The organism is Opitutus terrae PB90-1 (genome assembly GCF_000019965.1).
In the GTDB taxonomy this organism is placed as follows: domain Bacteria; phylum Verrucomicrobiota; class Verrucomicrobiia; order Opitutales; family Opitutaceae; genus Opitutus; species Opitutus terrae.
In genome coordinates, this window is sequence record NC_010571.1 from 4,605,064 (window position 1) to 4,619,515 (window position 14,452).

Consider the following 14,452-nt stretch of genomic DNA (forward strand, 5'->3'; position numbering starts at 1 on the left):
CAACCCCGGTTTCAGATTGCGGGCAAGATGCCCGCCCTCCCACAGTGTGGCGCATGGCCACCACTGTCTTCACCATTGCGAATCAGAAGGGCGGAGTCGGCAAAACCACGACCGCGGTCAACCTTGCCGCCGCGCTTGCCGAGAAGAAACTGCCCACGCTGCTCGTCGACCTCGATCCGCAAGCCAACGCCACCAGTTCCATTGGGGTCGAGAAGACGGCCGGCAAGAGCCTGTATGGACCGCTGCACAACGAAGGCACCGCGGCCGAGATGATCACCGGCACCGCCTACGAAAACCTCTCCCTCATTCCCGCCGAGGAGGACCTCGCCGCCGCGGAGATGGAGCTCGCCCAATCCGAGAATTACCTGCTCCGCTTGCGCGGCGTGCTGGAACCGGTCCGCGCCTCGGACCGCTACCGCGTGATCATCATCGATTGCCCGCCGGCCCTCGGAATGCTGTCGATGAACAGCCTCGCCGCCGCCAACCACCTCCTCATCGCGTTGCAGTGCGAGTACATGGCGCTCGAGGGACTGGGGCAGATCCTGCGCAATGTCGACCGGCTGAAGGCCGCGCACATCAACGACAATCTCGATCTCGGCGGCGTCGTCATGACCATGTTCGACATGCGCACCAACCTCTCGCGCCAGGTGGTCGACGAGGTAAAAAAGCATCTGCCGGACAAAATTTTCAAAACGGTGATCCCCCGCACCGTGCGGCTGAGTGAGGCGCCCAGCTTCGGGAAGACGATCTTTGCCTATGACAACGCCAACCCCGGCGCCACCGCCTACCGCCAGCTGGCGAAGGAAGTGATCGACCGCTTCAACCTGAAAGCCGCGCCCGCGCCCGCCGCCGCTTCCGCGGCCACCACCGCGCCGGCCAGCTAACCAGGACCCGAACGCTCCCGTTCCTGCTTTGGGGACGCGACGCCCTCGCCGCGTCCAGGGCGACGCGAGCATCGCCGCTCCATCCAGCGCCGAGTGACTGCCACGAACGTGGCTTGCGCTCCCTGCACCCCGCTGCTCACTACCCGCTACGCCTTACTCGCCGCTCCACGCGCATGTTCTCCGCTCTCGCCAAATACCGCCACTCGTTCCTCGTCGGGCTGCAGAGCAATCTGGTGTATCGCTGGAATTTCGCGATCCGCGGGTTCTTCTCCCTCTTCCATCTCGCGGCCGTGGTCATCCTCTGGACCGCCGCCTACGCCGGTCGCGACACCATCGGTGGCTATACGCTCGGTCAGACGATCACGTATTTCATCATGCTGATCGTGCTGCAGTTTTTCGTCAGCGCGTTCAACGAGGACTATCAGATCAGCGAGGAAATCCGCAACGGCCTCATCAATCAGTTCCTGCTCAAGCCGATCAATTACTACGCCTATCGGTTTTCGATTTTCCTCGCCGCGCGGCTGGTGTCCGGACTGCTCGTGCTCCTGCCGCTGGCGCTGGCGGCTCCTCTGCTGTACGAGCATCTCAGTTTTCCCGACGGCGCGTGGCGGATCGCACTCGGCCTGCCAGCGGTGCTCGTCGCGGCGCTGGTCCAATTCAGCATCGCGTTCGCCTTCGGCATGCTGACGTTCTGGTTTCTCGAGATCCAGGGCTTCGTGATCCTCTCCTACGCGGTCGAGACGCTGCTCAGCGGCCAGGTCTTTCCGCTCGATTTGCTCCCGCCCGGCGTGCTCCGCGTCGCGGAGTTTCTGCCGTTTTACTACCAAATGTATTTCCCGGCGGCGATCCTCACCGGGCGCATCGACGATCCGGTGTTTGCCGTGCAGCACCTTGCCATCGGTGTCGGCTGGGTCGTGCTGCTGCTCTCATTCAACCGGCTGCTGTGGGTCCGCGGACTCCGACGCCACACCGCCGTCGGCGGCTGAGGGAATTTCCGATTTTTGATTTCCGATTTTCGATTCAATCGAGACCGCCACTCGCACCCGTGCGCCGCTTCCGTCAACGCACGCGTCGAATTCGAAATCAAAAATCCCCGATCGAAAATCGAAAATCATTCCATGCTCCACTACCTGCGCATCTGGTTCGCGAGCGTTCGCTACTGTCTCGTGCGGACGATGATGTTCCGTTTCGACTTCTTCCTGTGGTCGGCGGTGGAGCTCGGCTGGATGGCGGTCAACGTGCTGATGGTTTCGGTCATCTACCGGCACACCGACAGCATCGCCGGCTGGAACAAATACGAGATGCTGCTGCTGATCGGCACCGGCATGCTGATTCAGCGTTTCCTCATGGGTTTCTTCTGGAGCAGCATCTACGAGCTCGGCCGCAATGTCCGCACGGGCCACTTCGACTTCTTCATCGCCCAGCCGGGCAATGTCATGTTCATGGCCACCACGCGAAAGCTCGATCCGGACAGCTTGATCAACTCGCTCGTGGCCGTGGCGCTCGTGATCTACTCCGGCCGGCAGCTCGGGCTCTCGCCCAGTTTTGCTGACGCCGCACTCTACGCCCTGCTCGTCGCCGGCGGCATCGTGATTCACTACAGCATCCTCGTGATGTCGATTTCGCTCTCGTTCTGGATCACCAGCGCGCAAGGCGTCGAGGGCAGCTATTTCTCGCTGATGGAATTCTCGCGTCTGCCGCGCGAGGCCTTTCGCGGGATCGCGAGCTTCGTCTTTGTCTGGCTGCTCCCCGTGGTGGTCGTGAGTAACGCCCCTGCCCGCACCTTGCTTTACGGCTTCGATCCGGTCTGGGCCTTCTGGCTCTGCGGCATCGCGGTCGTGTGGTTCGGACTCGCGGTCCTGATGTTCAACGCCGGACTGCGCCGCTACTCCAGCGCCAGTTCGTAGCGCCGCTCGCTGCGGCGGAGCGGCCGCTCATCCGCTGCGCGCCGCCATCCGCCGCTGGCACCGGGGAAAATTCGGACACCGCCACATCGGTTTCGTCGCCGTCTCCACCAGCTCCATCTTCACTCCGCAATTCGGACACGTGGGCGTCCGGTAATCGTCCCGCAGCACCGCGTGCAAAATCCGATCGCGGTCCTCCACCCGCAGCGCGGCGAACCGCGCCACCAGGCCCGGCCCATCGATCCTTTCCACCCCCTCGGCTCCCGCCGCAGCGCGAACCTCGGGCGTGATTTCGCCCGCGGAAATAAAAGTTCCCTGCGCAGTTTCCGTCGACGCCATCAGCGCCGCGAGCTCGCGCACGCGGCGGATGTTCAGCGACGGTTCGTGCGGCGGGCTGCACGTGACGCACGCGAATGGCCGATGTTCACCCCCCCGGTAGAGCAGCAGGTTCGAGCCGCCGACGGTGCCAGGATGCGTGGCTTGCACCACGATTCCTTGCGCCGCATACCACGCACCCACGAGTTCCTCCAAGCGTTTCCATTCCAGCTGCCGCAGCAGCGCAACCGTGAGCTCGCGCGGCTCACTCAGCTCGAAGGCAATCGTCTCCGGCGGCGGCGGCGTGGTGTAATAGGGATAAACCTCGGTGAAATCCCAGCGCCAAGCGGGCTCTTCTTCATCGTCCCGCGATTCAGCCAGCCAGCGCTGCGAAATTTGCCAGACGATCAACGCCAGGACGGCGATGCCGACCACCCACATCCATTCCGTGCCCCACGGCGTCTGCGCACTACGTCCTGCCGCGGCTGCCGGCGTCGCGCTGAGGAGCACCACGATCACGCTCCACACCCAACCTTCGATCGCCATCGCCGGCCGGCGGTGGCGGTGGTTGCGAACGTCTGGTGCCGGTTGGTCCATCGTGCGCACGATCGTGTACGAGCCGGACGCGCCCCACAACCGCTTTCCCGGCCCACGTGGCACGGGCGTCTCGCCCGTGGACGGCGCTCCGCGCAGCGAGCCTTGGAAAACGTCCCCAAGAGGCTCGATCAATCACGGGCAAGATGCCCGTGCCACGAATAGGCGCGCCACTTGAGCCGAGCCAGGCGCTCCACCCGCGCCTGCATCGTCGCTTCCCGTTTGACCCGCCGCCCGCAGCTCGCTTGCTCGGCGGCGTGAGAACTGTGACCGCGCTGCTGTTTTCGTGCTGCCTCGCCGTGTGTCCGGCTGCGGCGCTCGGCGCGCCTGAAATTCTCCTGATCGCCGGCGCGCCCAGTCACGGCCCCGGCGAACATCGGTTCCCCGCCGGTTGCACCCTGCTCGCTGACGCCCTCAACGAAAGCCCGCACCTCGTTCACGCCACCGCGGTCGACGCCTGGCCGGCGCCCGCGCGGCTCGCCGCCGCCGACGTGCTGGTGATTTTTTCCGACGGACTTGAACGCCATGTTGCACGCGAACACCTCGCCGAGCTCCGCCAACACGTCGCCGCGGGCAAGGGGCTGGCCGTGCTCCATTTCGCGCTCGAGCCGAGCCCGGGCCCGCTCGCTGACTTCCTGCTGGAGAACGTCGGCGGCCGATTCGAGCCCGACTGGTCGGTGAATCCGGTCTGGAAACTCGAGCATCCCATTGTCGGCTCACACGAGGTCACGCGCGGCGTGATGCCGTTCTCGCTCGAAGACGAATGGTATTTCCACCTGCGGTTTCGGCCTGAGATCGTTCCCGTGTTGCAGGCGCATCCGCCGGTGGACGTCCTCGGCGAAGACGGCCCGCGCTCGGGCAATCCCACCGTACGTGCGGCGCTCACCGCCGGCGAACCGCAAACTCTCGCCTGGGTGTTCGAGCAAAACGGCCGCCGCGCATTCGGCTTCACCGGCGGACACTTCCATCGCAATTGGGCCGACGAAGCCTTTCGTCGACTGGTCTTGAACGGGATCGTCTGGACGGCGCACGCCGCGGTCCCGCCCGGCGGCGTCACCTCGAGTGCCCCAGCGCTTCCCCGCTTCGCCACGATCGACGAGGCGATTGCGCGCGACGACCTGGCCGACGTTCAGCGTCATCTCGCGCTCAATCCGACGCTCGCCCGTCACGGCGCCAACGCCGCGCTTGCACCCCTGCACCAGGCGATTCTGCGCAATCGGACCGCGATCGCGCTGCTCCTGCTCGAGGCCGGCGCGGACGCCAACGCGCCGGACCGCAGCCGCCGGACCCCGTTGCACCTCGCCGTCGAACGCGACAATCTCCCGATCCTCGAAGCGCTGCTCGCCCGTGGCGCGCGACCGAGCGAACGCGACCGGATCGGCTGGACGCCCCTGCACCATGCCGCCGCCAAGGACCGCCTCGATCTCGCCCGCGCGCTGCTGAAATCCGGCGCCGATCCGATGACACTCAGCGATGGCGGCGGCACGCCGTTGCACGAAGCCGCCGCCAGCGGCAGCGCGGAGATGGTGCGTCTGTTGCTCGATGCCGGCGTCGACGCCAGCGTGGTTTCGAAATCTGGCGTCACCGCTTTGGAGATCGCTCGCGAATACCACAACGAGCCCGCCATCGCGGCGCTCACGAAGGCGGCTTCTCCGAACCCAGCTTCAACACGACCTGACGTCCGCCTCTAGCCCGGAAATTTCATGGACCGGAGTGAAGCTCAGCCCAAAATTTCCGTCCGCTTGCGGCGGAGCGACCTTGTCGCGGCTAGCCCCGACAGAGTCGGCCCGGAGGGCGGATATTTCATGAAATATCCGGGCTAGGCATTCGCCCGATCCGGCTTTCAGGCGCCGACACGCGCGCCAGCGGGTTGTGCGTTGCGGTCGGTCGCGCAACCTCGCTGATGAACGGCGAGTCGGGATCGATCTTTAACCCCGCCGCACCCCACGCGCAGGCGATTTCAGATCTGTTCGTCATCAACCTGTGGGTTTGCGCCGTAATCTTCGCGCTCGTCGCCGGCGCAGTCGGCTACAGCCTCGTGCGCTACCGCTGGCGCGAAGGCGACGCCGAGCCCGTCCAACTCGCCGGCCACACGACGGTCGAGATCATTTGGACGGTGATCCCCTTCCTCATCGTCGTGGTGCTGTTCGGACTCACGGTCCACGCGATGCAGAAATCCGATCCGCCGGCCGCACCCGAGCCCGACCTCGTGATCATCGGCCACCAATGGTGGTGGGAGATCCGCGACCCCAAGCTCGGCTATGTCGCGGCCAACGAGATTCACATTCCGGTCGGCAAACCGCTGTCCATCCGTCTGGACACCGTCGACGTGCTCCACGAGTTCTGGGTCCCGCGGCTGACGCGCAAGATGACCACCGTGCCCGGCGCGGGCAATCACGTGTGGATGCAGGCCGACCAGCCGGGCGTCTACCAGGGCGTCTGCTCCGAGTTCTGCGGCACCCAGCATGCGTGGATGCGGTTCGAAGTCATCGCCGAGTCGCAGGCCGACTATGAGGCCTGGGTTCGCCAGCAGCAGCAGGCCGCACCCGCGCCCCCCACGCCCGTCGCGGCGCGCGGGCAGCAACTCTTCCGCGAGCTGACGTGCGTCAACTGCCACGCCATCCAGGGCGCCGGTGGCACCAGCAACGCCGGACCCGATCTCACGCACCTCGCCGGCCGCCGCTATCTGGGCGCGGGCATCGTGCCTAACACGCCCGAAAACCTGCGGCGCTGGCTGGAGGATCCGCAGCAGGTCAAACCCGGCGTCCTCATGCCCAATTTCAAGCTCAGCGAGCGCCAGCTCGACGAGCTCATGGCTTATCTCGAAACGCTGCGATGAATCACGCCGCCTCGCCTTCCGCTCCCGTCCTCGCCTCCGGTCTCGTTTCCGAGGAACAGCAGACCCACTGGCGGCTGGCTTGGCTCGCCACGGTCGACCACAAGCGCATCGGCGTGCTCTACCTGCTGTTCGCGCTGTTGTTTTTCGTGATCGGCGGACTCGAGGCGCTGTTCATCCGGCTGCAGCTCGCGGTGCCCAACAACACGCTGGTTTCCGCAAACACGTTCAACGCGTTGTTCACGATGCACGGCACGACGATGATCTTCCTCGTCGCCATGCCCGCGCTGTTCGGCCTGGCGAATTACTTCGTGCCGCTGATGATCGGCGCGCGCGACATGGCCTTTCCGCGGCTCAACGCGCTGAGCGTCTGGCTCCTCCCGCTCGGCGGCGCGCTCCTGCATTTCTCGATCTTCACCGGCGTGCCCAAGGTCGGCTGGTTCGCCTACGCGCCGCTGAGCGAGACGCCTTACAGCTCCGAGCGCGGCGTCGAATACTGGATCCTCGCGCTCATCGTGCTCGGCATCGGCTCCGTCGCCACCGCGGTCAACCTCATCGCCACCACGCTCAGCATGCGCGCGCCGGGCATGACGATGCGGCGGCTGCCGCTGTTCGTGTGGATCAACTTCGTCAACTCCTTCATCGTCATCTTTGCGCTGCCGGTGCTGAACGCCGGCCTCGTGATGCTGCTGATGGACCGCCAGCTCGGCACGCACTTTTTCCTCGCGCGCGAGGGCGGCTCACCGGTGCTGTGGCAGCACATCTTCTGGGCCTTCGGTCATCCCGAGGTCTACATTCTCGCGCTGCCCGCGTTCGCCATCATCTCCGAGGTCGTCCCGGTTTTTTCGCGGAAGCCGATCTTCGGCTACGAATTCGTGGCGATGTCCTCGGTCGCGATCGCGCTGCTGAGCTTCGGCGTCTGGGCGCACCACATGTTCACCGTCGGCATGGGCTTCGCCGCCGACGCCTTCTTCGCCATCGCCTCGATGCTCATCGCCATCCCCACCGGCGTGAAGGTGCTCAACTGGACCGCCACGATGTTCCAGGGCCGGATCCAACTGACGGTGCCAATGCTCTACGCGATCGCGTTCGTGATTCAGTTCACCGCCGGCGGATTGAGCGGGGTCACGCACGCGTCCGCCGCACTCGATTGGCAGACCAAGAACAGCTACTACCTCATCGCCCACTTTCACTACGTCGCCGTCGGCGGCGTGGTGTTCGCGATCCTCGCGGGACTGCACTACTGGTTCCCGAAGATGAGCGGCCGGATGCTCTCGGAAAAACTCGGCCGCTGGACGTTCGCGTTCATGGTGCTCGGCTTCAACGGCACGTTCGCGATCCAACACTTCCTCGGATTCATGGGCATGCCGCGGCGCGTTTACACGTATCCCGATTTCACGCACTGGGGCTGGATGAACTTCGTCTCGACGACCGGCGCCTGCCTGATGGGCGTCGCGGCCGTGCTGCTGGTGATCAATTTACTCCGGAGCTATTTCCGCGGCGCGCCCGCTGGCGCCAACCCGTGGAGCGCCTGGACGCTGGAGTGGGCCACCACCTCGCCTCCGCCCGTCTACAATTTCACCGCGCTGCCGCCGCTGCACAGCCGCCGGCCGCTCTGGGATACCGCAAATCCCGACCGACCCGATCCGCGCGTCGGCACGTCCGGCGCCATCCTCGCGCCCGATCGCTCGAAGACGTCCGTCTGGGCGCTGATCGCCTCGGAGGCGGCGTTCTTCGGCACGCTGCTCTTCGTGTTCCTCTACTTCAACCTGCGCCCGCCGGCCGGCGCCAACGCGAAGAACAGTCTCGAACTCGCGCCAACGCTGATGTTCAGCGCGTGCCTGTTCGCCAGCAGCTTCACGCTGTGGCGCGCCGAGGTCGCCGAACACCGGCAGCACCACGGCGGCATGATCGGCTGGCTCGCGCTCACGATCGCACTCGGCGCCACCTTCATCGGCGGCCAGGCCTGGGAGTATTACCACCTCTACCACAGCGGCGTCACGGTCGGCACCAACCTGTTCGGCGCCTCGTTCTATCTCGTCACCGGCTTCCACGGCTTTCACGTCGTCGCCGGTCTCATCGCCCTCGCCATCGTACTCGGGCTGGCAATGGGCGGCGACTTCCGGACGCGTCGCTCCCCACTGGTGGCGATCGGACTCTACTGGCACTTCGTCGACGTCGTGTGGGTGTTCGTCCTCGCCATCGTCTACTTCCTCCCGCGCTTCCTATGAGGACTGATCACGCTCGCCCGAACACGTGTCTCCCTGGGGACGCGACGCCCTCGTCGCGTCAATCGTTACCTGCCGCGGCGAGGGCGCCGCGGCTCCAGCACACGCTTGCGTGGGAGCGCGGCCGCCCTCGGCCGCTCCGATAGCGTCCCGCTCCATCCCATGAACCCACCCGAGAAAAACATCTCCGTGTCTTCGGCCACACCCGGTGAAGTTCCCCCGGGCTGGACGCCGCTGCCGCTCGATCACCTCCCGTCGCCGACGTTCTGGCCCGCCGGACTCGCGCTGGGCATCACGTTTCTCTTCTGGAGCCTGATCACCTCGTGGGTCGTGTTCGTCGTCGGCCTCATCGTGTTCACCGGCTCGCTCGCCGGCTGGATCGCAGACATTCGTCATGAACGAAGCCACCCCCACTCCTGAGCCTCACGGCCACCCGGCTGCGCCGCCGACGCGGGAAACCGTCGCGCTGCTCTCGCGGCGAAAATTTCTCGGCCGGATGTCGATCGCGCTCGGCGTCGCCTGCGCGGGCATGCTGGGCGTGCCGGTGGTTGGGTTCGTCGTGGCGCCCGTCTTCCGCAAGATCGCGGGCGGGTGGCGCTCGGTGGGCGGCATCAATGATTTCACGGTGGGCGAAACCGTCAGCGTCGTCTTCGAGGATCCGTCACCGCTCCCGTGGGCCGGCGTGACCGCACGCGCCGCCGCCTGGCTGCGTCGCGACGCCGACGAGGCGTTCACGGCGTTTTCCGCCCACTGCACTCACCTCGGTTGTCCGGTCCGGTGGATGCCCGGCGCGAAGCTTTTTCTCTGTCCGTGCCATGGCGGCGTCTACTACGCCGACGGCAGCGTCGCCGCCGGTCCACCGCCGCTACCGCTCTTCCGCTACGACGTGCGCGTGCACGAGGGCGAGGTCCAGATCAAGGCCACCGCAATCCCGATCACCACGACGCTATGAAGCGGAGGATCGTCTCGATTTGGGATTGGCTCGATGACCGGCTTGGACTGAGCGCGCTGTTCGGGCCGTCGCTCAAGCACCTCGTGCCGCACGACGCGCGGTGGTGGTATGTGTTCGGCAGCGCCACGCTCGCGGCGTTCATTGTCCAGATCATCACCGGCGTGGCGCTCGCGTTTTCCTACGTGCCCTCGTCGGCCGAGGCCTACGAGTCGCTGCGATTCATCACCGACGAAGCGCCACTCGGCTCGTTCATGCGCGGGCTGCACTATTTCGGCGCCTCCGCGATGGTGCTGATGATCGGCGCGCACATGGCACAGACGTTTCTGTTTGGCGCCTACAAATATCCGCGCGAGATGAGTTGGAGCACCGGCGTGCTGCTCCTCGGATTCACGCTGGTCATGGGGTTCACCGGCCAGCTGTTGCGTTGGGATCAGACCGCGGCGTGGTCGGTCGTCGTCGCCGCCGAGCAGGCCGGCCGCGTGCCGTTCATCGGCAACTGGCTCGCGACCTTCATCCTCGGCGGATCGACGCTCGGCGGCGCCACGCTCAGCCGGTTCTTCGCGATCCACGTGTTCCTGATTCCAGGAATCATGTTCGCATTCATCGGGCTGCACCTCTGGCTCGTGCTGCGTCACGGCATCTCGGAACCGCCCAAGCCCGGCCGGCCGGTCAACCCTGCGACCTACCGGCAGGAATATCATGCCGAGCTCGAGCGCACCGGCGTGCCGTTCTGGCCGGACGGCGCCTGGCGCGATTTCGTTTTCGGCGCGGCGATGATTGTCGTCATCGCGGTGCTCGCGATCGTGTTTGGACCACCGCCGATCGAGAATCCACCCGACCCGTCGATCCTTCAAGCCGACCCTCGGCCAGACTGGTATCTGCTCTGGTATTTCGCCGTGCTGGCGCTCATCCCCGAGAGCATGGAGGGCATCGTGATGATCCTCGCGCCCGCGCTGATCGGAATCATCCTGCTGCTCGCCCCCATCCTCGGCCACAAGGGCGAGCGCCACTGGTCGCGCCGCCCTTGGTCGATCGCCGTCGTGCTGTTCAGCGTGCTCATGATCGGTTCGCTCTGGATTGTCGGCAAACAGTCACCCTGGTCGCCGAATTTCGAAGCCAAACCGCTGCCCGCCTCCGTCGTCCGCAGCGAGGATCCGCTCGTCGTTGACGGCGCCCGCGTTTTCCACGACCGCGCGTGTCTCAACTGCCACCTCGTGGAGGGACACGGCGGCCGCCGCGGCCCCGACCTCACGCTCGTGGGCGATCGACTAAAGGAAACCGACGTGATCATCCGGATCGTCAACGGCGGCCGAAACATGCCGGCCTACGGCACGATCCTGCGACCCGACGAAGTGCACGCGCTCACCGCGTTCCTGCTCACGCGTAACCGGGCGAACGTTCCTCGCGAACACGAGCCCGCTCGACACGACCGCGGCCCCGCGGCTGGCCAGCCGGGACAGTAAGTCGGGCAGCGAAACCGTTCCCTTGGAGCGGCGACGCCCTCGTCGCCGCGTAACGCGACGAGGGCGTCGCGTCTCCATCATTCGTTACTCGTGTAGGGGCACAGCCGTTTCTGCTTTCCGCGCCGGGCTGTAGGCCTACAGGTTATCGCCTATAGCCTATTCCTTCCCCCCGTGCCCTCCACCATCCGCAACCCCATCCTTCCCGGCTTCAATCCGGACCCGTCCATCGTCCGCGTCGGCGACGACTACTACATCGGCACCTCCACCTTCGAATGGTTTCCCGGAGTGCAGATTCACCATTCGCGCGATCTCGTCCACTGGCAGCTGCTCACACGTCCGCTGACGCGCGCCAGCCAACTCAACATGCTCGGCGATCCCGATTCATGCGGCATCTGGGCGCCTTGCCTCTCCCACGCCGACGACCAGTTCTGGCTGATCTACACCGACGTGAAGCGCTACGGCCGCACGACCGTCGGCGGCGCCTCCGGCGCGTCGCTGCGCGATTTCCACAACTTCCTTGTCACCGCGCCCGCGGTCGACGGCCCGTGGTCCGACCCGGTTTATCTCAACAGCAGCGGGTTCGATCCGTCGCTCTTCCATGACGACGACGGAAGAAAATACCTCGTCAACATGCTCTGGGACCACCGGCCCGGGCAGAACCGCTTCGCCGGCATCGTGCTCCAGGAATACTCGGCGGCCGAGCGTCGGCTGGTCGGCCAACGCCGGCTGATTTTCGGCGGCACGGCGCTCGGATTCACCGAGGCACCGCATCTCTACAAGCGGAACGGTTTCTATTATCTGCTCGTCGCCGAAGGCGGCACCGGCTGGAACCACGCCGTCACGATGGCACGGTCGCGCTCGCTGACCGGCCCCTACGAACTGCACCCCGACATCTACATCCTGAGCTCGCGCCTGCGTCCCGACGCCGAGCTCCAGCGCGCCGGCCACGCGGATTTCGTCGAGACGCCTGCAGGCGACACCTACCTGGTCTACCTCTGCGGACGTCCGCTCCGAAACCGCGGCCGCTGCACGCTCGGACGCGAGACCGCGATTGCTCGCATGCGTTGGGATTCGGATGGCTGGCTCCGCACGGCCGATGGCGATGGACTCCCGCGCTTGTCCGTCCCTGCGCCCGCGCTGCCGCCGCAGCCTTTTCCTGCGACGGCTACGCGCGAAGATTTCAATACGGCGCAACTCCCGCTCGATTTCCAATGGCTGCGTTCTCCTTATCCAGACGAGCTTTTTAGTCTCACAGCCCGGCCCGGACATCTCCGGCTCTACGGCCGCGAGACGATCGGCAGCTTGTTCAAGCAGTCGCTCGTCGCGCGGCGCCAGCAAACGCACTGCTTCAGCGCGGAGACCGTGCTCGAGTTCGAGCCTGAGCACTTCCAGCAGGCGGCGGGACTCGTGTGCTACTACAACAGCACCAAGTTTCACTACCTGCACGTCTCGCACGACGAACATCTGGGCAAGCACCTGCGGGTCATGTCGGCGCTGCCCGACAGTCCGCAAGCCGACGCGTTCACGCCGCCGGTGGTCGTCCGCGCTCGCCAACCGCTGCATCTCCGCGTCGAGGTGGATCACGAGCGGCTGCTTTTCGCCTACCGTCACGCCGACGAGCCGGAGTGGCGCTGGCTGCCGCAGCAGTTCGATGCGAGCATTCTGTCCGACGAAGCGACGACGCCTGGCCTGCCGAATTTCACCGGAGCGTTTGTCGGCGTCGCCTGCCAGGACCTCGCCGGGACCGCCGCGCCGGCCGACTTCGACTACTTCGAATACCGCGAACGCGAATATCTCCCCGACGTCCGCGCGTAGCCCGCAGGACGAAGCGGATCGCGAGTTCACGACGTCACCGCGCGGCAAGGAGGTGTGGGGAGCGGCGCTAGCGCGTCAGCGCCGCGATCACTTGGTATCCGCCGAGTGCGGTCATCGCCACGGCCGCGACGATCAGGCCGGCCAACGAGAACGGTCGTGCGCGCAGCTCGCGATGCGGACTCGTGAAATGGAAATACAGCGCCGCGCCCGCGAGGAATGGCAGCATCATGCCCTGGGCTACGGCGCCGAGGAAAACCAGCGACACCGGGTTGCCGACGAGCAGGAAAATCGAGGTGAACGCCACCGCCAGGATCACCGCCGAGATCTTCACCCAGCGCACCCGGTGCTCGGCGTCGCGATAGGTCTTGAGTCGGAACACGGCGAGCGAATCCGCGAGCAACCGCGCGTTCGACGCCGTCCCGCCAAACACCGTCGAATAGAGCACGGCGATCGCGCCGATCGCGAACACCCACAGGCTCCAGCCGCCGAAAGCGTCGAGATACATGAACGACAGCGTCTCGATCATCTTGCTGTCTTCGACCTGCAGCTGCTTCGCGTGGAGGATCGCCGCGCCCAGCAGGTAGAAGGCAATCGTCGTGATCGTATAGACGGTGAAGCACAGCCACGCGTCGACGCGCATTACTCGCAGCCACGCCGCCGCCCGCGCGCGCCACTCGGGCGTGCCGTCGTCCGGCCCGATTTTTCGCGCGTAACCTTTTTCCAAACACCAGTAGGGGTAGTAGATCAACTCCGACGCGCCGACCCCGATCAGCCCGAACGCGCCAAACGCCGTCGCGAGATTCGCCGGCAGGTGAAACGACAGCCCGCTCGCCAGCTGCTCGCCGGTCACCGCATAGGGAGTGAACTGCAGCGCCACGACCGCGACCAGCGTCGTCACCGTGAACGCGCCTACCAGCACCGTGGAGAACGACTCCACCAATCGATACCTTCCCACCACGAGTAGCGCCGCCGTGCTCGCGCCAACCAGCACGGCCAGCCAACCGACCGGAATCGCCGCGCCGCCCAGCTTCAGTGCCGTCGCCACGCCGCCGACGATCCCGGCGACCTGCGGCACGAGACAGAGATACATCGCCAGCCAGATCCACATCACCCAGGAGACGATCAGCCGCGGCCCCGGCAGTGTGTTCAACGCCTCCAGCGTCGTGCGGCCCCGCGTCACGGCATACCGGCCGAGTTCGATCTGCACGAAGACCTTCACCAGGCAGCCAAGGATGATGAACCACAACAACCGAAACCCCACCTCCGCGCCGAGCTTCGGCGTCACGATCAACTCGCCCGCGCCGACGATGATCGCCGACAAAATCAACCCCGGCCCGAGTTGCCGCGTAAGCCCGCGCAGCGTTGTCGGCGCTGGCTCGATCGTCGAAAGAAGCTTCGCGGCGGCAGGCGCAGGGTTTGCCGGGGTCATGGGGTGACGCACGATGCGAGACGGTCCGCTGC

General features: G+C 65.7%; 12 protein-coding genes. 10 read left to right on the plus strand and 2 right to left on the minus strand.

The window, feature by feature from the left end; translation table 11 throughout:
- Positions 1-53 precede the first annotated feature (53 nt).
- The 3 genes from OTER_RS17860 (at position 54) to OTER_RS17870 (ending at position 2,791) form a co-directional block, all read left to right on the plus strand.
- Entirely contained in the window at positions 54-884 is an 831-nt protein-coding gene (locus tag OTER_RS17860; RefSeq protein ID WP_012376341.1) for a ParA family protein, read from the plus strand.
- 173 nt (positions 885-1,057) lie between these two features.
- On the plus strand, positions 1,058-1,870 hold the full coding sequence (locus OTER_RS17865) for an ABC transporter permease (protein WP_012376342.1): 813 nt from the start codon (positions 1,058-1,060) through the stop codon (positions 1,868-1,870).
- Between the two features lie 132 nt (positions 1,871-2,002).
- Positions 2,003-2,791, plus strand: a complete 789-nt coding sequence (locus tag OTER_RS17870; protein WP_012376343.1) for an ABC transporter permease — start codon at positions 2,003-2,005, stop codon at positions 2,789-2,791.
- A gap of 27 nt (positions 2,792-2,818) precedes the next feature.
- On the opposite strand, the gene OTER_RS17875 is transcribed toward OTER_RS17870, so the two are convergent.
- Complete coding sequence (locus OTER_RS17875; protein WP_148218171.1) at positions 2,819-3,832, minus strand: restriction endonuclease; 1,014 nt, start codon at positions 3,830-3,832, stop codon at positions 2,819-2,821.
- 122 nt (positions 3,833-3,954) lie between these two features.
- Between OTER_RS17875 and OTER_RS24390 the strand changes: the two genes are divergently transcribed.
- The 7 genes from OTER_RS24390 to OTER_RS17910 all read left to right on the plus strand — a co-directional run bounded on the left by OTER_RS24390 (position 3,955) and on the right by OTER_RS17910 (position 12,991).
- The gene (locus OTER_RS24390; RefSeq protein WP_158305475.1) at positions 3,955-5,388 is read left to right on the plus strand and encodes an ankyrin repeat domain-containing protein; all 1,434 of its coding nucleotides are present in this window, start codon (positions 3,955-3,957) and stop codon (positions 5,386-5,388) included.
- Positions 5,389-5,600: 212 nt separating this feature from the next.
- Positions 5,601-6,536 (plus strand): cytochrome c oxidase subunit II, encoded by a 936-nt coding sequence (gene coxB / locus OTER_RS17885; protein ID WP_012376346.1) that lies wholly within the window; start codon positions 5,601-5,603, stop codon positions 6,534-6,536.
- On the plus strand, positions 6,533-8,764 hold the full coding sequence (gene ctaD, locus OTER_RS17890; protein WP_012376347.1) for a cytochrome c oxidase subunit I: 2,232 nt from the start codon (positions 6,533-6,535) through the stop codon (positions 8,762-8,764). Before coxB ends, ctaD begins: the two co-directional genes overlap by 4 nt.
- A gap of 159 nt (positions 8,765-8,923) precedes the next feature.
- Positions 8,924-9,181, plus strand: a complete 258-nt coding sequence (locus tag OTER_RS17895; protein ID WP_012376348.1) for a hypothetical protein — start codon at positions 8,924-8,926, stop codon at positions 9,179-9,181.
- On the plus strand, positions 9,156-9,713 hold the full coding sequence (locus OTER_RS17900; RefSeq protein WP_012376349.1) for a QcrA and Rieske domain-containing protein: 558 nt from the start codon (positions 9,156-9,158) through the stop codon (positions 9,711-9,713). The genes OTER_RS17895 and OTER_RS17900 overlap by 26 nt, the downstream gene beginning before the upstream one ends.
- Entirely contained in the window at positions 9,710-11,176 is a 1,467-nt protein-coding gene (locus OTER_RS17905) for a cytochrome b N-terminal domain-containing protein (RefSeq protein WP_012376350.1), read from the plus strand. Before OTER_RS17900 ends, OTER_RS17905 begins: the two co-directional genes overlap by 4 nt.
- A 171-nt stretch (positions 11,177-11,347) precedes the next feature.
- Complete coding sequence (locus OTER_RS17910) at positions 11,348-12,991, plus strand: glycoside hydrolase family 43 protein (protein ID WP_012376351.1); 1,644 nt, start codon at positions 11,348-11,350, stop codon at positions 12,989-12,991.
- A 67-nt stretch (positions 12,992-13,058) separates the two neighbouring features.
- On the opposite strand, the gene OTER_RS17915 is transcribed toward OTER_RS17910, so the two are convergent.
- A complete protein-coding gene (locus OTER_RS17915) occupies positions 13,059-14,420 on the minus strand; it encodes an Nramp family divalent metal transporter (protein ID WP_012376352.1) in 1,362 nt (453 codons plus the stop codon).
- Positions 14,421-14,452: the final 32 nt, after the last annotated feature.